Annotated in this window: 19 protein-coding genes and 1 tRNA gene; 14 read left to right on the forward strand and 6 right to left on the reverse strand. The window is 64.8% G+C overall.

The features are described from left to right. Positions 1–103: 103 nt before the first annotated feature. Genes QCM77_RS16055 through QCM77_RS16065 form a run of 3 tightly spaced genes read left to right on the forward strand, consistent with a single transcriptional unit; the run spans position 104 to position 3,221 of the window. Positions 104–1,462, forward strand: a complete 1,359-nt coding sequence (locus tag QCM77_RS16055; RefSeq protein ID WP_279684208.1) for an MFS transporter — start codon at positions 104–106, stop codon at positions 1,460–1,462. Next, complete coding sequence (locus tag QCM77_RS16060; RefSeq protein WP_279684209.1) at positions 1,459–1,956, forward strand: GAF domain-containing protein; 498 nt, start codon at positions 1,459–1,461, stop codon at positions 1,954–1,956. Before QCM77_RS16055 ends, QCM77_RS16060 begins: the two co-directional genes overlap by 4 nt. A gap of 17 nt (positions 1,957–1,973) precedes the next feature. After that, complete coding sequence (locus QCM77_RS16065) at positions 1,974–3,221, forward strand: metal-dependent hydrolase family protein (protein WP_279666430.1); 1,248 nt, start codon at positions 1,974–1,976, stop codon at positions 3,219–3,221. A 6-nt stretch (positions 3,222–3,227) separates the two neighbouring features. On the opposite strand, the gene QCM77_RS16070 is transcribed toward QCM77_RS16065, so the two are convergent. Further along, complete coding sequence (locus QCM77_RS16070; protein ID WP_279666428.1) at positions 3,228–5,285, reverse strand: ATP-dependent helicase; 2,058 nt, start codon at positions 5,283–5,285, stop codon at positions 3,228–3,230. Between the two features lie 124 nt (positions 5,286–5,409). Here QCM77_RS16070 and QCM77_RS16075 point away from each other — a divergent pair, with 124 nt between their 5' ends. After that, complete coding sequence (locus tag QCM77_RS16075; protein ID WP_279684210.1) at positions 5,410–6,000, forward strand: TMEM175 family protein; 591 nt, start codon at positions 5,410–5,412, stop codon at positions 5,998–6,000. Positions 6,001–6,006: 6 nt separating this feature from the next. Here QCM77_RS16075 and QCM77_RS16080 read toward each other — a convergent pair whose 3' ends face one another. Beyond that, positions 6,007–6,387, reverse strand: coding sequence for a YciI family protein (locus QCM77_RS16080; RefSeq protein WP_279666426.1), 381 nt, complete (start codon positions 6,385–6,387; stop codon positions 6,007–6,009). Between the two features lie 203 nt (positions 6,388–6,590). Between QCM77_RS16080 and QCM77_RS16085 the strand changes: the two genes are divergently transcribed. Both QCM77_RS16085 and QCM77_RS16090 read left to right on the forward strand, forming a co-directional pair. Further along, complete coding sequence (locus QCM77_RS16085) at positions 6,591–6,788, forward strand: hypothetical protein (protein ID WP_279666425.1); 198 nt, start codon at positions 6,591–6,593, stop codon at positions 6,786–6,788. 26 nt (positions 6,789–6,814) lie between these two features. Beyond that, complete coding sequence (locus QCM77_RS16090; protein WP_279666424.1) at positions 6,815–6,949, forward strand: hypothetical protein; 135 nt, start codon at positions 6,815–6,817, stop codon at positions 6,947–6,949. A gap of 10 nt (positions 6,950–6,959) precedes the next feature. On the opposite strand, the gene QCM77_RS16095 is transcribed toward QCM77_RS16090, so the two are convergent. Then, entirely contained in the window at positions 6,960–7,673 is a 714-nt protein-coding gene (locus QCM77_RS16095) for a substrate-binding periplasmic protein (protein ID WP_279684211.1), read from the reverse strand. Positions 7,674–8,030: 357 nt separating this feature from the next. Between QCM77_RS16095 and QCM77_RS16100 the strand changes: the two genes are divergently transcribed. Both QCM77_RS16100 and QCM77_RS16105 read left to right on the forward strand, forming a co-directional pair. Next, entirely contained in the window at positions 8,031–10,457 is a 2,427-nt protein-coding gene (locus QCM77_RS16100) for an ATP-binding protein (protein ID WP_279684212.1), read from the forward strand. Positions 10,458–10,776: 319 nt separating this feature from the next. Next, positions 10,777–10,850: transfer RNA gene (locus tag QCM77_RS16105), tRNA-Gly, on the forward strand. Positions 10,851–10,949: 99 nt separating this feature from the next. Here QCM77_RS16105 and QCM77_RS16110 read toward each other — a convergent pair. From QCM77_RS16110 to QCM77_RS16120, 3 genes are all read right to left on the reverse strand, one after another. After that, a complete protein-coding gene (locus QCM77_RS16110; RefSeq protein ID WP_279661856.1) occupies positions 10,950–11,681 on the reverse strand; it encodes a Fic/DOC family protein in 732 nt (243 codons plus the stop codon). Continuing rightward, positions 11,678–11,920, reverse strand: coding sequence for a hypothetical protein (locus tag QCM77_RS16115; protein WP_279661857.1), 243 nt, complete (start codon positions 11,918–11,920; stop codon positions 11,678–11,680). The genes QCM77_RS16110 and QCM77_RS16115 overlap by 4 nt, the downstream gene beginning before the upstream one ends. 157 nt (positions 11,921–12,077) lie before the next feature. After that, positions 12,078–13,379, reverse strand: coding sequence for a hypothetical protein (locus QCM77_RS16120; RefSeq protein WP_279661859.1), 1,302 nt, complete (start codon positions 13,377–13,379; stop codon positions 12,078–12,080). 471 nt (positions 13,380–13,850) lie between these two features. Between QCM77_RS16120 and gmd the strand changes: the two genes are divergently transcribed. The 6 genes from gmd to QCM77_RS16150 all read left to right on the forward strand — a co-directional run bounded on the left by gmd (position 13,851) and on the right by QCM77_RS16150 (position 19,297). Next, positions 13,851–14,921 carry a GDP-mannose 4,6-dehydratase gene (gene gmd, locus QCM77_RS16125; protein WP_279661861.1) on the forward strand — a complete coding sequence of 357 codons (1,071 nt, stop codon included), beginning with the start codon at positions 13,851–13,853 and terminating at the stop codon, positions 14,919–14,921. Further along, a complete protein-coding gene (fcl, locus tag QCM77_RS16130; protein ID WP_279661863.1) occupies positions 14,893–15,861 on the forward strand; it encodes a GDP-L-fucose synthase in 969 nt (322 codons plus the stop codon). The genes gmd and fcl overlap by 29 nt, the downstream gene beginning before the upstream one ends. Positions 15,862–15,931: 70 nt before the next feature. Further along, a complete protein-coding gene (locus tag QCM77_RS16135) occupies positions 15,932–16,384 on the forward strand; it encodes a DUF2231 domain-containing protein (RefSeq protein ID WP_279661865.1) in 453 nt (150 codons plus the stop codon). After that, entirely contained in the window at positions 16,381–17,715 is a 1,335-nt protein-coding gene (locus tag QCM77_RS16140) for a PQQ-dependent sugar dehydrogenase (protein WP_279661867.1), read from the forward strand. Before QCM77_RS16135 ends, QCM77_RS16140 begins: the two co-directional genes overlap by 4 nt. Before the next feature lie 25 nt (positions 17,716–17,740). Then, positions 17,741–17,944: a hypothetical protein gene (locus tag QCM77_RS16145; protein ID WP_279661869.1), complete on the forward strand. Its 204-nt coding sequence runs from the start codon at positions 17,741–17,743 to the stop codon at positions 17,942–17,944. Between the two features lie 147 nt (positions 17,945–18,091). Further along, entirely contained in the window at positions 18,092–19,297 is a 1,206-nt protein-coding gene (locus QCM77_RS16150) for an MFS transporter (protein WP_279661871.1), read from the forward strand. The last annotated feature ends 94 nt before the right edge of the window (positions 19,298–19,391 follow it).

Raw genomic sequence — 19,391 nt, forward strand, 5'->3', positions numbered from 1 at the left:
AGTGATGTACTAGATCATGATTATAAATTATGACGATAATATCTCTTTGTCTATGGTTCCCCCACTAGCGGAGTGCCGGGCCGCCAGACAGAGGGGGACTTTCATGTCGATGATCTCGGCGCGCATCGAGCGCCTTCCATTCGCGCGCTTCCACACGCATCTGCTGCTGATGGGTGGGCTCGGCTACACGTTCGACGCGATGGATGCGGCGGTGCTCGCCTTCATCCTGCCGGTGCTGCGCACAGCCTGGAATCTGTCGAGCGTGCAGATCGGCGTGCTCGGCAGCAGCACCTATATCGGCTTCCTGTTCGGCGCCTTGCTTGCCGGCACCCTGGGCGACCTGATCGGCCGCCGCGCGGTGATGATGTCGGCACTGGCGCTCTATTGCGCCGCATCCATCGTCAGCGCGGCGGTTGATACATGGCCGTCTTTCTTTGCCGCCCGGGTCGTCGCCGGCATGGGCACCGGCGCGGAGAGCGCGATCATTGCGCCCTATCTGGCGGAATTCGTCGCACGGCGTTACCGCGGCAGCTTTACCGGCGCGCTGGCCGGCTTCTTCTCGTTCGGTTTCGTCGCTGCGGCCTTGCTCGGCTACTTCATCGTTCCCGCCTATGAGAACGGCTGGCGCATCGTGCTGGTCATCACCGCCGTGCCGGTCGTCATGCTGCTGTGGTGGCGCAGGGCGCTGCCGGAATCGCCGCGCTGGCTGGAGAGCCGTGGCCGGGAGAAGGAAGCCGAAGCCGTGCTGGACAGGATCGAGGCCGGCTTTGCGAGCCAAGGCCATGTCCTGCCGCAGCCGGTCGTCGAAGCCACGGCACCCGCCGGGACTGGCGGGACGCTGCTTGCCAATTTCGCTGCGCTCTTGGCAGGCCGCCAGGCGCGCATCACGATCATGACCTGGATCATGTGGCTTGCGATCACCTTCAGCTACTATTCCTTCTTCGTCTGGATCCCCGGCCTTCTGGTCCAGAACGGCATGAGCATCACCAAGAGCTTCGCCTACTCGATCGCAATCTATTGCGCGCAGATTCCCGGCTATTTCAGCGCGGCCTGGTTCAACGAGCGCATCGGTCGGCAGGCGACGATTGCCTCCTACATGGTGCTCGGCGGCGTCAGCGCGCTCGGGCTCGCCTTCGCGCAGGGCGACCAGCACATCATGGTGGCGGGAATCTTGCTGTCCTTCTTCATGAACGGCACCTATGCGGGCGTCTATGCCTATACCGCCGAGGTGTTTCCGACGGCGGTCAGAACCACCGGCGCCGGGCTCGCCTCCGCGATCGGCCGCATCGGTGCGATCGTCTCGCCGATCCTGGTCGGCTACCTCTATCCGAATTTCGGCTTCGCCGGCGTGTTCGGCCTTACCACCAGTGTGCTGCTGTTAGGCGCGCTCACCGTGGTGCTGATGGGGGTGCCGACGCGCGGCCGTTCGCTGGAAGAGATTGCGGCGGGCGAAGTCGCATGAGGGAGACGAAACGCCGATCCGATCCGCTGCTCTGCGCTGTGGCGGCCGCGCAGGGCAGGGCGGATCAGCCGAATGCCCTGTTCGCGGCGCTGGACGACGCCTTGAAATCGGCGATCGGACACAAGCTGTTCACGATCCTGAGCTATGACGACGACACCCAGGAAGCTGCGCGGGTGTATTCCAATCTCCCCGGACCTTACCCGACGGGCGGACGCAAGCGCCTGGCGCCGGGGCCGTGGACCGAGGCCGTGCTCGACCGCGGCGAGGCCTATATCGGCCGCACAGGGGACGATCTGCGCGAGGTGTTTTTCGATCACGAGCTGATCGCTTCGCTCGGCTGCGAGAGCGTGCTCAATATGCCCGTGCGCTGGCGCGGACGCACGCTCGGCTCGCTCAATCTGCTCCATGAGGCAGGCTGGTACGGCGAGGACGATGTCGCTGCGTGTCTTCCGTTCGCCCAGCTCGCCTTGCCCGCGCTGCTCATCCAGTCCTGATAAGACAGGAAGTCGTCATGTCCCGTGTGCTCTTCAAGAACGCCGCTCTGCTCGATCCGCTTCAGCCGGACCTCCTGGAGGGGCATCACGTGCTGGTCGAGGACAATGTGATCAAGGAGGTCTCCGACCGGCCGCTCCAGGCCGCAGCCGACCGCACCATCGATCTGAAGGGCAAGACGCTGATGCCCGGCCTGATCGACCTGCATGTTCATGCGGTGGCGGTCGAGCTCAACCTGGCGCAGCAGGTGCACATGCCGAACGTGCTGGTGACGTTGCGCTCGACGCTGCTGCTGCGCGGCATGCTGCGGCGAGGCTTCACCACCGTCCGCGATGCCGGCGGCGCCGGCCATGCGCTGAAGCAGGCGATCGAGACCGGTCTGACTGACGGTCCGAGGCTGTTCGTCTCGGGCCGTGCGCTCAGCCAGACCGGCGGGCACGGCGACATGCGGGCCCGCTCGGACTACCTTGCCAGCGACGCACCGTGTCCCTGCTGCGTGCGCGTCGGCGCGCTGGCGCGCGTTGCCGACGGTGTCGACGGCGTGCGCAGGGCGGCGCGCGAGGAGCTCCAGATGGGCGCCGACCAGATCAAGATCATGGCCTCCGGCGGCGTCGCTTCACCGACCGATCCGGTCGGTGCCTTCGGCTACTCCGAGGACGAGATCCGCGCCATCGTCGAGGAGGCGCGCGGGCGCCAGACCTATGTGCTCGCCCACGCCTACACCGCAGCCGCCATCGAACGCGCGGTGCGCTGCGGCGTGCGCACCATCGAGCATGGCAATCTGGTCGATGCTCCGGCCGCGCAGCTGATGGCCGAAAAGGGCGCCTATGTGGTGCCGACGCTCGTCACCTACGAGGCGCTGGCCAAGGAGGGCGCCCAATATGGCCTGCCGCCGGAGAGCGTTGCCAAGATCGCCGATGTCCGCGACGCCGGCCTGCGTTCGCTCGCGATCTACCGCGACGCCGGCGTGAAGATGGGATTTGGCAGCGACCTGCTCGGGCCGTCCCAACGCCTCCAGAGCGACGAATTCCGCATCCGCGCCGAGATTCTCGGTCCGCGCGCCGTCATCGCCAGCGCGACATTGATCGGCGCCGAGGTGCTCGGCATGGAGGGCAGGCTCGGCCAGATCGTGCCCGAGGCGTGGGCCGACCTGCTGGTGGTCGACGGCAATCCGCTGCGCGATGTTGCCTGCCTGCTCGGCCAGGGCGAGCACATCCCAATGGTGATGAAGGCAGGCAAGGTCCAGTTCGACAGGCTGAGCGCCTAGCTGGCACTATCGCCACATCCCCCGCATCCGCGCGCCGATGTCGACCTTCGGGCCTTGCGCCGCCGTGCGTGCCGCGCCGGCTCCGGCCTTCGGCCAGGCGGTGCGTTCGAACAGATAGACGAGCTGCTCCGGGATGAAGCGGGTGCGCGAGGCGTAGACGTGGCGGTCGCCCTTGGCGGCCTGGCCGTGGGTGAAGAAGCGCTGCGGCACCACGAGGTGCAGATCGTCCTTGGCGCGCGTCATCGCGACATAGAGCAGGCGCCGTTCCTCCTCGAGCTCGGCGCTGGTGCCGGCACCGAGATCGGACGGCATGCAGCCGTCGACGACGTTGAGCACGAACACCGATTTCCACTCCTGGCCTTTGGCCGAATGGATGGTCGAGAGGATCAGATAGTCCTCATCGCGGAGCGGCGGCCCGGATTTGTCGCTGGTCGCATCCGGCGGATCGAGCGTGAGCTCGGTCAGGAATTTCTCGCGCGAGGCATAGCCACTCGCGATCTGCTCGAGCTGCATCAGATCGGCGCGGCGCGTCTCGGAATCCTCGTGGAGGCGATCGAGATGCGGTTCGTACCAGAGCCGCACGCGTTCGAGATCGGCCGGCCATTCCGAATAGCGCAGATTTTCGATGGTGCGGACGAAGCCGGTCCAGTCCGCGCCGGTGCGCGGCGGTACCGGGAACTGGCCGAGCGCGGCAAGCGGGTCGGTACTCTCGGCCATCTGGTCAAGTACGCGCTGCGCAGTCGCGGGTCCGATGCCCGGCAACAGATGCAGGATGCGGAAGCCGGCGACGCGGTCGCGCGGATTCTCGGTGAAGCGCAGCAGCGCCAGCACGTCCTTGACATGCGCGGCATCGAGGAATTTCAGCCCGCCGAACTTGACGAAGGGAATGTTGCGGCGGGTCAGCTCGATCTCCAGCGGGCCCGAATGCGAGGACGTCCGGAACAGCACCGCCTGGTGCTTGAGCAGCGCGCCTTGCTCGCGGTTGGCCAGCACCTCCTCCACGATGTAGCGGGCCTGGTCGGCCTCGTCGTGCACGGTGACGAGCTGTGGTTTTTGCGTGGAGGCGCGGTCGGTCCAGAGGTTTTTTGTAAAGCGCTCGCGGGCCAGGCCGATGACGCCGTTGGCCGCCGCCAGCACGGCTTGCGTCGAGCGGTAGTTGCGGTCGAGCGTGATCATCTCCGCGCGGGGCGAAAAGCTTTGCGGAAAATCCAGGATGTTGCGCACGGTGGCGGCGCGGAACGAATAGATCGACTGGGCGTCGTCGCCGACCACGGTGAGGCCGCGTCCGTCCGGCTTCAACGCCAGCAGGATCGAGGATTGCAGGCGGTTGGTGTCCTGATATTCGTCGACCAGCACATGATCGAAGCGGCCGCCGATCTCTTCCGCGATCAGCGCGTCGCTCATCATCTGCGACCAGTAGAGCAGGAGGTCGTCGTAATCGAGCACGTGCTGGGCCTGCTTGGCCTCGACATAGGCCGCGAACAGGCCCTTCAGCTCGGCCGCCCAGCCTGCGCACCAGGGATAGTGCTGGCCCAGCACCTTCTCGATCTCCATCTCGGCATTGACGCAGCGCGAGTAGATCGAGAGGCAGGTGCCCTTGGCGGGAAAGCGACTCTCCGTCTTCGACAGGCCCCGCTCGTGCCGGACCAGGTTCATCAGGTCGGCGGAATCCTCGCGGTCGTGGATGGTGAAGGCGGGATCGACGCCGATCCGCTCGGCATATTCGCGCAGCAACCGTGCGCCGATGCCGTGGAACGTGCCGGCCCAGCTCAGCGCGTCACGCATGATCGCGGCATTGTTCTCGCCGAGCACTTTTCGGGCGATGCGCTCGACCCGGCCGGCCATCTCGGCCGCGGCGCGGCGCGAGAACGTCATCAAGAGAATGCGGCGCGGATCGCTGCCTGCGACGATCAGATGCGCGACGCGGTGGGCCAGCGTGTTGGTCTTGCCGGACCCGGCGCCGGCAATGACCAGCAGGGGGGCGCCCACGGTCGCACCATCAGCCACGCCATGCTCCACGGCGCGGCGCTGCTCCGCATTGAGCGTGTCCAGATATGTCGCCACGAATCGCCCCGGTGAAACCGCCAGAGTCGGCGATCCCGCGGCGAATCGCAATGCGGCTGGACGGAACCGGTGTTAAGACCTAGGGAAAAGACAGCCCAAGTTCCAGCCTGAGAGCGCCCCCGGCATGACCGAGCTCAAGTCCGACCAGTTCGAGATGCGGCGGCTGGAATCGCTCAGCAACACCATCTTTGGTGTCGCCATGACGCTACTCGCTTACGACTTGCCCAAGGCCGCGGTGTTCACCAGCGCGCCCGACTGGAACGATCTCGCCCGGGTCTATTCCGGCAAGCTCGCGGGTCTTGCGCTCAGCTTCATCATTGCCGGCGTGTTCTGGATCAGCCATCACCGGCGGCTGGCACGCCAGCCCGTCGGCAGCCGCGGCGCGGTGATCCTCAATCTGTTCTTCCTGCTCTCGATCGTGCTGCTGCCGGTGACCAACGGTCTCTACACCAACTACCCCATGAGCAACGCGGCCGCCGTGCTCTACGGCCTGAACCTGACTGCGATCGCCGGCCTCAATGCCTGGCTGTGGTGGAGGATTCTTGGGGGCTGGCGCCACGAGATCATGGCCTCCTTGTTTCCGCTGCTGGTGTTCATCCCTGGCACGATCGTTGCGGCGTTCGCGCCGCATGTCGCGCCCTTCCTGTGGTTCATCGCCTTCGGCGGACTCCTGATCCGGCGCTTCTATGTCGGGCCGACCGAGCCGGATGCGTAAGGCGGCTCACCCTTGCGTCGCGCCGAACCCGTCGGCCGGCACGTAAAGCTTGACCGGGCGGATTTCGTAGACCGCAGTCGGATTGACCTGGCGCAGCGTCCGCGCCGCCGCGATCGCCTCCTCATCCGTGTCGTATTCGACGAGGTGGAAGCCCAGAAGCTGCTCCTTGGTCTCGGCAAACGGGCCGTCCAGCACCATGCCTGCGCCGGGGCCACGCAAGGTGCGGGCCTTTCGGGTCTCATCCAGGCGGGCGGCCGGCCCAAAATGTCCACTTGCCCGGAGAGGAGCCTGAACCTCGATGACTTTGGCCACGACCGCGGCGTCCTTCTCGGGCGTCCAGGACAAGATCTCGTCTTCCACGTGATAGGCCAGGATGGCGTAAAGCATCGTCACCTCGTTGATTTTGCGGCGCGCAGCTCGAAGGACGTATCACGATGGCTGGGACCGACAAGGGCAGTGCGGAAAATATTGCGTCGTGCCGGCCTCGATGAAGCCGTCCCGAAACCCGATTGCGGCCCGGGCGGGTGAACGCCGCCCCAAGCCGAGGCGACTGATGGCCACAAGAACACGGAAGGCCATCGGAGGCGGCAATGTCGGGTCACACCATCAAGGTCATTTGCAAGATCATTTGCGACGCGCGGCGGGCGGCACGATCGGAGCCTGCCGATTTGCACGACCGGAGCGGTCACCATCGCTATTACGGCAGCTCGGTCGAGAACGGCGGCGAACGCATCGCCGAGAGCCGCGGGGGCAAACGCCCGCGCGCCCTCAATGTCTGCGGCTTCTGAAGCCTTCGGCGAGAACGTCATTCAACATGGACGTCCTGCAAATACCAATCGCGGCGATGCCGTTGCTGCTCGGCGGGGAGCCGCACCGCGCAGTCATGGCCTGCTGCGTCGACATGCTGATCGCCGCCGTGGCATTGCGCGAGCGGCTTCGCGCGGGCTGATCCGGCGCCGTCACGGCGCGCTCAGGACCTGCTTGACCAGCGCCTCGCGCAACGTTGCCAGCTCGCCGCTCGCCTCCATCTGCGCGATCATCTTGCCGACCTTCGGCACCAGATCGCGATGGCGTTCGTGCAAATAGTGGTAGATGTGGACGCGCTCGAGCGGTGGCGAGAGCGCGACAATCCTGTCCTGCAGATTGAGCTTCCTCACCGCGACCAGGCCGCTGAAGAGGTCGGTGACCATCACGTCGAAGCGGTCGGCGTCGAGCATCCTGACCATGTTATCGAGGCTCGTGGTTGCCGTGACGCGGGCCATGCCGCGCGTGCCGTCCTCCGACGAGCCGACGCCGCGGACGATGCCGATGCTGTAGTCCCTGATCGAATTCCAGCCGGCGACGTCGAAGCGGAGTTTCGTCGAAAACACCGCCGGCTCGATGTAGTTGATCGCCGGCGTGACCTGGACCAGCGTCGGGTAGTCGCGGGAGAGCGTCCCGATCCGCTGGATCTCGCCGTCGACCGCGCCGGCGCTCGACAATGCGAGCGCGCGCTTACCGGGGACGTCCTCGAATTCCAGCTTGATGTTCAGCCTGGCGTAGACGGCCCGCAGCATCTCGCCGCCGACATATTGATCGGGGATGCCGGCGATCCGCGCCAGCCGGATCAACTCCTGCGCCTGCGAGGGGCCGGCTGCGAGCAACGATAGGCAGGCCACGACTATCCGCCACATCAGGCGTCTCCTTCGGGCGTGCGTTGCTACCACTGGATTCGGGCGCTCGCGCGATCTACCGGGGGGGCCTGCGCGGCGGCCACAACGATTCACCGCTCGCCCGCCTTGCAGGCGGTTCCGGACTTTCACCGATGTCATTTTAGCACGCGAAGTGATAGCTTGCGCGAGATTCCTGCTGCTGGGCGCAAGACATGACCCCGCAGATTCCATGGCGCCCATGGGCCGAGGATCGCTGCGCGCCTCGCGTGACGGACACGTCGCGTGAAGGGTACGTTGCGCGAAGGGAAAGTCTCAACGATCGAATTGCTCGCGGCTGCGGCCGGCCGGAGCAGGGTGCCATTTTCGGGGACATGGTGCATGGGCAATGCAGGCGACGAGAACTCCAAGCGCAGCCGCGCCATCGCCCCGGCGGCCGCGAAGCAGGATTCGACCGGGCAGAATTTGAACGGAATCGGCGCTGCCCTCGCGCCGCCGATGATCGGGGCGCTGCTGTCGCGGATCTTCAACTGGTCGCGCAGCGGCGTCGGACCCCGCCTCCTGGCCGCCGTGCTGCTGTTCTCTTCGATCGTGACGCTCACGCTGACCGCACTCCAGCTCTATCTGGACTACGAGCGTGAGGTCGGCGTCATTGAGACGCGGCTTGACGAGATCGGTCGCAGCACTACCGGCAGCCTCGGCGAGAGCCTGTGGAATCTCGACCAGAACCAGCTCAAGCTCCAGCTCGACGGCATCCTGCGGCTTCCCGACATCCGGGCGGCGGAAGTCCACGAGATCGCCGATCGTCCCAGTCCGATCCATCTCGCGGTCGGCGAGCCGAGCACCCGCTCGATCGTGACGCGCGACTATCCCTTGAACTACAGCGTGCAGGGGACCGCACGCCCGATCGGCGTGCTCCACGTCGAGGCGACCCTGACCGATGTCTATCAGCAACTGCTGAACCGTGCCCTCGTCATTCTGGCAAGCCAGGCGGCGAAGACGTTCCTCGTCTCCCTGTTCATCATCTACATGGTCCATCTGCTGGTGACGCGGCATCTCGTCGCCATCGCGGAGTTCGTCAGCAAATACAGCCTGACGCGGCCACCGCCGCCTTTGCAGCTGGAGCGCCGGGCGCCCCACGATGCCGACGAACTCGACAAGGTGATCGATGCCTTCAACGCCATGTGTGCAAAGCTCGAGCGAGTCTATGGCGAGCTGCGCGAGGCCAATGCGAATCTCGAGCGTGACCTGAATATCCGCCGGCGCGCGGAGGAGGACGCGCATGCGAGTGAGCAGCGTTTCCGCGACTATGCCGAGACCGCCTCCGACTGGTTCTGGGAGACCGGACCGGATCATTTGTTCACCTACATCTCCGACCGGGCCGGCGCCTTCGGCATGGACAACAAGGCGCTGATCGGCAAGCGCCGTTCCGATGCCGCCTTCGACCGCGACGCCGAGCCGGAGAAATGGCGCGCGCACACGGCGACGCTGGACCGCCACGAGCCGTTCCGGAAGTTCGAATATCGTGGCCGCGACGTGTCCGGACGCGTGCGTCATTTCAGCGTCAACGGCCAGCCGGTGTTCGCCGCCGACGGACGCTTCATGGGCTACCGGGGGTCGGCGACCGACCTCACCGAGCAGCACGAAACCGGGGAGCGGCTGCGCCAATCCCAGAAGATGGACGCGATTGGTCAGCTCACCGGCGGCGTCGCGCACGACTTCAACAACGTGCTCACCGTCATCACCGGCACCATCGAGATCGTCCAGGAGGGGCTTGCGGACAAGCCCGAGTTCGCCGCGATCGCGCAGTTGATCGACGATGCGGCCGCGCGTGGTGCGGAGATCACCTCGCAGCTCTTGACCTTCGCGCGTCGCCAGCCGCTCGAGCCGCGCGAGATCGACGTCAACGCGCTCGTGGTCGAGACGGCGAAGCTGCTGAAGCCGATGCTCGGCGAGCATATCGAGATCGTGACACGGCTCGCGGACGACGCCTGGTCCGCGTTGGCAGATCCGTCGCAGCTCACGTCCGCGATCGTCAATCTCGCCGTCAACGCCCGTGACGCGATGCCGGGAGGCGGCAGGCTCACGCTCGAGACCGCGAACCGCGACCTCGACGGCACGAGCACTACCGGCGACGGCGATGTCATGCGCGGTGCCTTCGTGATGGTCGCGGTTGCCGACACCGGCCACGGCATTGCCTCCGACATCCGCGAGCGCGTGTTCGAGCCGTTCTTCACCACCAAGGGCGTCGGTCGCGGCACCGGGCTTGGGCTCAGCATGGTCTACGGCTTTGCCCGCCAGACCGGAGGCACCGTCGCCATCGAAAGCGAGGAGGGACGTGGCACGGTGATGCGGCTGTTCCTGCCGCGATCGAAGGGCGATGCGCCGGCCAGAACGGCACCGGTTCAGGCGCTCGCGGCGGCACGCGGGCACGAGACGATACTCGTGGTCGAGGACGATCCGCTGGTGCAGGGCTATGTCATCGCCCAGCTCGGCACCCTCGGCTATCGCACGCTCGCGGCCGGGGACGGCGCAGCCGCGCTTGCACTGGTCGATCAGGGCGCCAGGTTCGATCTGCTGTTCACCGACATCATCATGCCCGGCGGCATGAACGGGCGGGAATTGGCCGAAGCCGTCCAGCTCCGCCGGCCGGGAGCGCGGGTGCTCTACACCTCCGGCTACACCGACGACACCATCGTCCACGGGGGGCAGCTCGACCCCGGCGTGGCATTGCTCAGGAAACCGTACCGGAAGTCGGAGCTGTCGCTGAAGATCCGCGAGGTGCTTGCGGGCGAGCCGCCGGCCTGAGCGGCGCCCGCCAACGAAAAAGGCGCGGCGGGGAGGCCCCGTCGCGCCCGATTTCTTGCTCGCTGGTCCAGGGCCGAGAGCGCCCCGATGCCAAGCTTCTATTCAAAGCCTAGCGGGCGATCCCAGCGAGGTGACAGCGCTTGGTAAGAGACACTGGATCACCTCCTTTCGTTGGTTTCGGAAGACCTCAATATAGGCGGCAATGCCGCCGCTGTTAAGGGGAGGCGGGCCGGGAGGAACCAGCGGCTGTTCGCAAGGCCGGGAAGCCGTCTGTTGGGCAGTTGAGACCGCCGCCCGGCCGTGTTAGGGAGCCCCTGTCGCGGGTGTAGCTCAATGGTAGAGCAGCAGCCTTCCAAGCTGAATACGAGGGTTCGATTCCCTTCACCCGCTCCATCCGCTCCCAAATAGTTTCTTTCGCATGAGGCTCTGCTTGATTGGCCTTCTGCCCGATGTGCCTTTCGGTAGTTCTTTCTTGGTTCGGGGGCCCGATAGTCAGCCCTTCGCGCCGTTCGCTTCGCGCTTAAGCTGCTGCTGCTTGTAGTCGGCCTGCACGGCTGGATCGTCGTTGCTTCCGCGAATGGTGTCGGCTTCGCCCGGACCGCCATCGAGTCCCTTAGCTGCGGCAATGTGCTCCTTCAGATTGGAGACCGCAGCATGGATGCAAGGTTCAAGATATTTGTCGAGGATGCCTTTGCCGGGATCGTCCAATTCTTTCGTCAAGGCTTGCAGATAAGCGGTCTTATCGGTCGAGGTCCAATCGAGGCTGAAGCCGGCGCGTTGAGCGAGTATGGAGTGGATCACCATAATCGTTCGGCCGTTGCCGTCCAGGAAGGGATGGCCGTGGGCTAGATAGCCCATGACTTCCCCGGGCTTCTCGCGCATGGTTTTGGGATCGTTGCCGAGCTTCAAGGCATGCTCAATCGCGTTTTGGATGTACTTGGGGTGTGCGAACAGAACATCGCCTCGGCTTACGGCGATATTTGGTGCCGTCGTGGTGCGGTCCTGGCCGGCCCACGGATACATGGCCTCAAAGAGCGTTTTGTGAGTGCTGAGAAGGTCCCCGTAGGTCAGGGTCTTCTTTTTTTGAAGCGCCGCGAACGCGTCATCGATGCCAGTCGTGAAGGAGGCATGTTCAAGCCTCCGCACAATCGCGCGATCTTTCTCTCGGGCAAGGTTACGTAGATATCCGCGCGTTTCAAAGTCGCCGAACGGATCAAAGGTCACGGCCTGGCTTCACGCAGGTAGGCAGCCTGAAGCAGGATCATTTCCGGACGTGTGATCCGCTCCGCGCGTACCAAACCAATGAGCAGCCGCTCGATCTCGTCCAGCTCGACGGTATCGCCGGCCAGGCGCGAGATATGATGGGCCAGGCGGTCGTTAGGACCTTCGGAATAGGATACGTGGAAGGTCCGGGCCAGTGTCCGGATGTGCTCTGCGGTCGAAGGGGCGGTTAGCTTATCCATATCAACAATATAGCAGTTTTTGACTGAGATTCCATTAACGAATAGCCCGCTGAAATCAGTGGGTTGCGAGGCAAATTCCGAAGAGGAATGCAGTCCGCCTTATCGCAAGAGTGCCCTTGGATTTCAGGGGAGATGCTCAGGGTCCCGACCTTTGCCATCAGCTCAGTCCCAATGTCGGCTGGAGCTTGGCGTCGTCGACGGGACGCCCGGTGACATCGGTGAAAAGCGTGGCCGCTCCCCCCGCCTTGTCGACGAAGGCGGCCTTCGCACGGGCGACCTTGTCTTTTGCCTCCTGGGTATCGCTGGTGGTGTGGGCGGCCTCGCGATAAGCGGCTTCGGTGTTGCGGAGATCGGTGATGACCGCGTTCAATTGCGTTGCGTTGTTCGAGGTCACGAGCTTGCCTGCGATATACACCACCTGGCTGAGACCCAAAATACCGAGGATGTTCTGCGGCACCGTGAAGGACGCAAGTTGAAACACGCCGCCGGCGAAAAGTGCGAGCCCTACCGCGCCCGTAAATATCAAGCTCTGGAAGCGGTAAACGTCGAAACTGCCGTCGCTCGAGATCAGGTCGTAGAAGCTCGGCTCAGGTGTGGCGCGGGCCGTGTCCTTGTCGAACCAGCCCTTGTTCATGAGCCAGGCCTGATTTGTGGGGTCGAGCGCCGTCTTCGACGAGTCTGCGCCCTTCGCCGCCGCAGCCCCGATACCCGCGATGCCGAGCAATTGCAGGATCGTGGTCGAAAGGTCAGACAGCACGCCCGTGCGAAGCAAGACGTAGGCGAGCATCGCGAAAACCAGGATCGTGAAGAAGAACACCTGGAAGGCCGAGAGGCTCCCGCGATTGTCGGAGCTAGCCGTAATCCGGATGGGATTCCAGGCTTTGACGCCTTTCAACGACGATTTGCTCAGGCGAGCAAAGGCCTTGGCCGAGAGAAAATAAGCAGCGACAACGATCCCGAGCGCCAGCCAGATGCTCAAAGAGTAAGGGCTGAGATAGACCGGCAGGTAGGAGACCTTGAACGGGCTTCGCGTGCTGTCGCACTGGTAGATGTAGAGATTCCGCCGGGTCCACCATCCCGCGACATCGTTGGGAACGTCGATCGAAACGATGGTGTCGCCGGACTTCAGCAGGCGCTTCACGACGAGGTCGTCGGTTTCGCCCGCTTTTCGAGCCCGGGCGCCGTGCCTGACCTCGCCCCGCGGGACTTCCTTGTCCTCCAGGAAGACCGCAAAATAGTGCGCCTCGGGATCGAGAGAGCTCGCAAGTCCGAAGTCGACGTTGCTTCCGGCGGGCACGAGATTGCTGTTGTAGATGATCGCGGCGCTGTTTGCCGTATTGGCGAGCTTTTGAAGAAACTCACCGCCGGCGCAGTCGGAGACTTCCGTCCGCGCCGCCGTCGTGTCCTTCACGCTCGCCTTTTTCGCGTTCGTTGCCGCGTCCTTGGCAGGAGGCTGCACGCCCTTCGTCTCGGCCGCCGGGGCGGGGGGATCGCCTGCCTGTTGGGCAAGACAGGGGGCAGCCGGTAGGGCAGCTGCGAGCAGGATTGCGAGGATCCCAATCGCCCGAGTGGAAGCACGGCATCGGCTTCAAATGTGCACAACGATAGCTTGCGCGAAATCGAACAAGTATCCCTCCCACAAAATGACATAAGGCCCGCAAGAGGCCTGCAAAGCTAAGTTCGAAATCTACCTAAAATAGTACGTGCGATGCGCTTCGCCAGCGAGGCTCCGGGCCCGAAGGCCTCGACTTATGCACAAAATCCTCAGGCGAGCTTGCCGTGGACTGCAAGGGCCTCGGTTCGGCCGACGGTCTTCGGACGATGCATCGCCGTATTAGGTTGACCTCGGCGGTCGATATGGCAGAGAAGGGCGGCGGCCGGAACGGGACGCTGGCGCCCCATCGGGTCGCTGTTGGGAGCAGGTGCGGATATGGCTGAGCGGATCGCTCTCATCACCGGCGTGACCGGACAGGACGGCGCCTATCTCGCCGAATATCTGTTGTCGCTCGGCTATGTCGTGCACGGCATCAAGCGGCGCTCGTCCTCGTTCAACACCGCGCGGGTCGATCATCTCTACCAGGACCCGCATGTCGGCAACGTGCCGTTCCTGATGCATTACGGCGACATGACGGACTCGACCAATCTGATCCGCCTGGTGCAGCAGATCCGGCCGACCGAGATCTACAATCTGGCAGCCCAGAGCCACGTCGCGGTCAGCTTCGAGAGCCCGGAATACACCGCCAATGCCGACGGCATCGGCGTGCTGCGCCTGCTGGAAGCGATCCGCATCCTCGGCATGGAGAAGGAGACGCGGTTCTACCAGGCTTCGACCTCCGAGCTCTACGGCCTCGTGCAGGAGATCCCGCAGAAGGAGACGACGCCGTTTTATCCGCGCTCGCCTTACGGCGTCGCAAAGCTTTACGGCTACTGGATCACGGTGAACTACCGCGAAGCCTACGGCATGTTCGCGAGCAACGGGATCCTGTTCAACCACGAGAGCCCGATCCGCGGCGAGACCTTCGTCACCCGCAAGATCACGCGCGGCGTCGCCCGCATCGAGGTCGGGCTGGAGGAGACGCTCTATCTCGGCAATCTCTCCGCCAGGCGCGACTGGGGCCATGCGCGCGACTATGTCGAGGGCATGCACAAGATCCTGCAGGCCGACAAGCCCGACGATTTCGTGCTCGCCACCGGCGAGATGCACTCGGTGCGTGAGATGGTCGAGTTGTCGTTCGCGCAAGTCGGCCGCCGCATCGCATGGCGCGGCAAGGGCGTCGACGAGACCGGCGTCGATGAGACGAGCGGCAAGACCGTGGTGAAGATCGATCCGACCTATTTCCGCCCGACCGAGGTCGATCTCCTCGTCGGCGACGCCAGCAAGGCGCGCGAGGTGCTCGGCTGGACGCCGAAGCGGGGTTTTGCAGAGCTCGTCGCGGAGATGATGGCGAGCGATCTGGCGGAGGCAAAGCGGGATGCGGCGAGTGGCAAACGCACCGTTTGAGCTGAAAGGCAAAAGCGTCTACGTCGCCGGCCATCGCGGCATGGTCGGAGCTGCGATTGCGCGCCGGCTCGAACGGGAGGACGTCAAGCTCGTCACGGTGGCTAGGGGCGAGGTCGATCTCTGCAACCAGGCCGCGGTGTTCGACTGGTTCGCGAAGACGCGGCCGCAGGTGATCTTCCTCGCCGCGGCAAAGGTCGGCGGCATCGTCGCCAACAACACGCTGCGCGCCGAGTTCATCTACGACAACATCGCGATCGCGGCGAACGTGATCCAGGCCGCGCATCAGAACGGCGCCGAGAAGCTGATGTTTTTGGGCTCGTCCTGCATCTACCCGAAAATGGCCGCGCAGCCGCTGCAGGAAGATTCCGTGCTGACCGGCCCGCTGGAGCCGACCAACGAGCCCTATGCAATTGCAAAAATCGCCGGGATCAAGATGGCGGAGGCCTATCGCAGCCAGTATGGCAGCGACTTCATCAGCGTGATGCCGACCAATCTCTACGGCCCCGGCGACAATTATCATCCCGAAATGAGCCACGTGGTCGCGGCGCTGATCCGCCGCTTCCACGAGGCGAAGGTTTCGGGCGCGAAGAACGTCGTCGTGTGGGGCACCGGCACGCCGCGGCGCGAGTTCCTTTATGTCGACGACATGGCGGATGCCTGCGTGCACCTGATGAAGACCTATTCGAGCGCAGAGCTGGTCAACATCGGCACCGGCGAGGACATCACCATCGCCGAGTTCGCGCGCGTCGTGGCCGAAATCGTCGGCTACAGCGGCGAGATCGGTTTCGACAGCTCGCGTCCCGATGGCACGCCGCGCAAGCTGCTCGACGTCAGCCGCCTCGCCAGGCTCGGCTGGCGCGCGACGACATCGCTTCACGATGGCTTGAAGCGTGCCTACGCGGCGTATCAGGCCAGCGCACAGGTGACGGCGCAAGGGTAACAAGCGTAGGAACCATCACCGCCAGCACGAGTTGGCCGTCGGGCAGGACATAAGTCACACGAGGTCGACCGTGCAAGAAGACGTGCGCGTGCGCACCACCGCGCAAATCGCGGGCCATCCAATTCATCCGATGCTGGTGCCGATACCGATCGCGTGCTTCATCGGAGCGCTGCTGACCGACATCGCCTATGTCGTCAGTGCCGAGATCATGTGGGCGGATTTTTCGGCCTGGCTTCTGGTTGTCGGCGTCATCTTCGGCGTGCTGGCGGCGATCGCCGGCCTGACCGATTTTCTCGGTAACCGCCGGGTGCGGGCGCAGTCGCCGGCCTGGCCGCACCTGATCGGTAACGCGGTGGCGCTGATCCTGGCCATCGTCAACGCCCTGATCCACACGCGTGATGCCTGGACCTCGGTGTGGCCGACCGGGCTCGTGCTTTCGGTGATCACGGTGCTGATCCTGCCCGTGACCGGCTGGCTTGGCTGGGCCATGGTGTATCGCCACGGCGTGGGAGTTGCGCGATGAAATCCTCAATCGCTCCCGCACTGTTGTGCTCCTCGCTGCTGTGTCTGGCCGCCTGCAACGACGGCAGCGGCGATCCGAAGGCGCAAACCGGCGCCAACCCGGTACTTCCCGACATCCAGCAATATCTGCTGCCGCCGATGCACATCGCCCGCATCGTTGGCTGGAAGAAGGACGAGACCCCGGCCGTTGCGCAGGGCTTGCAGGCCAAAGCTTTTGCGATGGGCTTGCAGCATCCGCGATTCCTTTACGTGCTTCCCAACGGCGACGTGCTGGTGGTGGAATCCAAGGCGCCGAAGGGGGCTCCGATCAAGCGGCCCAAGGAAATCGTGATGGGATACGTCGAGTCCTGGGCGACATCAGGCGGCGATACCGGCGAGAGCAACCGCATCACGCTGCTGCGCGACAGCAATGGCGACGGCGTGCCTGACACGCAAAGCGTCTTCCTCGACCATCTCAATTCGCCGTTCGGCGTTGCGCTGGTCGGCAACGACCTCTATGTCGCCAACACCGATGCGATCGTCAGATATCCCTACACGGAGGGTGATACGAAGATCACCGCGCCGGGCACGGTGCTGACGCCGCTGCCGGGCGGCCCGATCGATCATCACTGGACCAAGAGCCTGGTCGCGAGCCCCGACGGTTCAAAGCTCTATGCCGGCGTCGGCTCCAACAGCAACATCACCGAGAACGGCATGGAGGCCGAGCACAATCGCGCCGCCATCCTCGAGATCGACCGCGCCAGCGGCCGCTGGCGCATTTTTGCGAGCGGCCTGCGCAATCCCAACGGCCTCAGCTTTGAGCCGCAGACCGGGGCGCTGTGGACGGTGGTGAACGAGCGCGACGAGCTCGGTCCCGATCTCGTGCCCGACTACATGACGTCGGTGAAGGACGGCGGCTTCTACGGCTGGCCCTACAGCTATTTCGGCCAGCACGTCGATCCCCGCGTTAAGCCGCAGCGGCCCGACCTCGTCGCCAAGGCGATCGTGCCCGACTACGCGTTGAGCTCGCATGTCGCCCCGCTCGGAATGGCATTCTACTCCGGGAGCAGTCTGCCGGCCGCCTATCGCGGCGGCGCCTTCGTGGGCGAGCACGGCAGTTGGAACAGGCAGGTCCTGAACGGCTACAAGGTGGTGTTCGTGCCGTTCACGGATGGCAAGCCGAGCGGCCCGCCGCAGGATGTCGTCATGGGCTTCCTCAACAACGACAACCATGCGCGGGGGCGGCCCGTCGGGGTCGCCATCGACAAGACCGGCGCGCTGCTGGTCGCCGACGACAGCGGCAACATTGTGTGGCGCGTGACCGCCGCGCACCCGCAGCTGACGCAGCGATAGACTAGAGAACGGGAGGAGTTGAACCATGGGCCTTGCTCAATACGCCATCGTGCCGGTGCAGGACCAATGGGGCGTGCTGCACGACGGCAACATCAACGGCAAATACGCCACCAAGGAATCGGCGTTCGAATCGGCGGTGGCTGCCGCCTCGCTGGCGCTTCGCCAGGGCCATGAAGTCCATGTCAGCGTGCCCGGCCGCGAAGCCGGCGAGAACGCGCTCGGCAGCTAGTGGAGCGCGCCCCCTGCTGACAAGGCGAAGCCGCTCTGCGGCTGACGCTGCGGTGCCATTCGGAACCAACATTTCCGATTCGCGCATCTCCAGCTAAGACAGGTCGCACAGGCGTGATCCGCGCCTGGCGGGCAGGCGACGGTTGGAATGCGGTTCTTGAAATCTGACAGCAGGCTCATCGGCGTCCTGCTGGTGCTCGCGGTCACCCAGCTTGTTGGGTGGGGTACAATAGGTCTTCCCGCCATCGTCGGGCGCGATCTCGCGGCCGATCTCGGCATGAGCCTGCCGGCGGTGTTCGCAGGGACGTCCGTTCTCTATGTCTCGATGGGGCTGTGCGCGCCCTGGCTGGCCAAGTCGTTTGCGCGGCATGGCGCACGAAACGTGATGGTGGCGGGCACGGTCGTCGCCATCCCGGGCTACGTTCTTCTGTCCTTCGCCCGCGAGCCAACGCTCTATTTCGTCGCCTGGATCGTCCTCGGAATCGCCGGCAGCGCCACGCTCTCGACCGGTGCCTATATCATGCTGAACGAGGTCGCCGGGCGGCAGGCCAAGAACGCCATCGGTGCGCTGATGCTGGTGACGGGCCTCTCCAGCAGCATCTTCTGGCCGACCACCTCGTTCCTGAGCGGTCTGCTCGGCTGGCGCTGGACGTGCCTCGTCTACGCGGCCATGATGGTCGTCATCAACCTTCCGCTCTACGCGTTCCTCGCACCGCGCCGGAAAATTGTCCCTGATGAGGGGGGCGTGCCGGTCAAAGCTGCGCCGCCTCCTGCGATTCCGAAGCGCACCTTCAGTCTCGTCGTCGCCACGATCACGCTCAATGCCTTCGTCAATTTCGGCATCGGCGCCATTATGATCGAGCTGTTGAGAGCGGAAGGGCTGGCGCCGGCGCAGGCGCTCGGCTTCGGCTCGATGCTGGGCGTAATCCAGGTCAGCGCCCGCGGGCTCGATTTTCTCGGCGGGGGGCGGTGGGACGGAATCACGACCGGTCTCGTCGCCGGCACGGCGCTCCCGGTCGCCATGCTGCTGCTGATGACGGGCGAGGGCGCGACCTGGGCCGTCGCGGTCTTCATCCTGCTCTATGGCGCCGGCAGCGGCGCGATGGCGGTGGCGCGGGCGACGATCCCGCTGGTGTTCTACGATCAGGCCGAGTTCGCCAAGGCGATGTCGATGATCGCGCTGCCGCTCAATCTGGCATCCGCGGTCTCGCCGCCGCTCCTTGTCGGCCTGCTCACCCAGTTCGGCAGCCGCGGCGCGCTCGGTCTCACCTTCATCTGCTCCTGCGCCACGGTGCTGATCCTGGTCCTGCTCGGCCGCCGCCGGCCGCGGATTGTCCCGGCGGCCGCGACCTGAAATATTCGCACTGCGGAAATTGACCGCGCGGGTGACCTGCCCTGGCGAGCGAAGGGATGGCCGTATGCCGCCAGTGCAGTGCTCAGAGCACGAA

This window comes from Bradyrhizobium nivariense (assembly GCF_029846695.2).
GTDB lineage: Bacteria > Pseudomonadota > Alphaproteobacteria > Rhizobiales > Xanthobacteraceae > Bradyrhizobium.

Coding starts and splice junctions, on each gene's coding strand:
- QCM77_RS16055 (WP_279684208.1), top strand. CDS start 104: ATGTCGATGATCTCGGCGCGCATCGAGCGCCTTCCATTCGCGCGCTTC.
- QCM77_RS16060 (WP_279684209.1), top strand. CDS start 1,459: ATGAGGGAGACGAAACGCCGATCCGATCCGCTGCTCTGCGCTGTGGCG.
- QCM77_RS16065 (WP_279666430.1), top strand. CDS start 1,974: ATGTCCCGTGTGCTCTTCAAGAACGCCGCTCTGCTCGATCCGCTTCAG.
- QCM77_RS16075 (WP_279684210.1), top strand. CDS start 5,410: ATGACCGAGCTCAAGTCCGACCAGTTCGAGATGCGGCGGCTGGAATCG.
- QCM77_RS16080 (WP_279666426.1), bottom strand. CDS start 6,387: ATGCTTTACGCCATCCTGGCCTATCACGTGGAAGACGAGATCTTGTCC.
- QCM77_RS16085 (WP_279666425.1), top strand. CDS start 6,591: ATGTCGGGTCACACCATCAAGGTCATTTGCAAGATCATTTGCGACGCG.
- QCM77_RS16090 (WP_279666424.1), top strand. CDS start 6,815: ATGGACGTCCTGCAAATACCAATCGCGGCGATGCCGTTGCTGCTCGGC.
- QCM77_RS16095 (WP_279684211.1), bottom strand. CDS start 7,673: ATGTGGCGGATAGTCGTGGCCTGCCTATCGTTGCTCGCAGCCGGCCCC.
- QCM77_RS16100 (WP_279684212.1), top strand. CDS start 8,031: ATGGGCAATGCAGGCGACGAGAACTCCAAGCGCAGCCGCGCCATCGCC.
- QCM77_RS16115 (WP_279661857.1), bottom strand. CDS start 11,920: ATGGATAAGCTAACCGCCCCTTCGACCGCAGAGCACATCCGGACACTG.
- gmd (WP_279661861.1), top strand. CDS start 13,851: ATGGCTGAGCGGATCGCTCTCATCACCGGCGTGACCGGACAGGACGGC.
- fcl (WP_279661863.1), top strand. CDS start 14,893: ATGCGGCGAGTGGCAAACGCACCGTTTGAGCTGAAAGGCAAAAGCGTC.
- QCM77_RS16140 (WP_279661867.1), top strand. CDS start 16,381: ATGAAATCCTCAATCGCTCCCGCACTGTTGTGCTCCTCGCTGCTGTGT.
- QCM77_RS16145 (WP_279661869.1), top strand. CDS start 17,741: ATGGGCCTTGCTCAATACGCCATCGTGCCGGTGCAGGACCAATGGGGC.
- QCM77_RS16150 (WP_279661871.1), top strand. CDS start 18,092: ATGCGGTTCTTGAAATCTGACAGCAGGCTCATCGGCGTCCTGCTGGTG.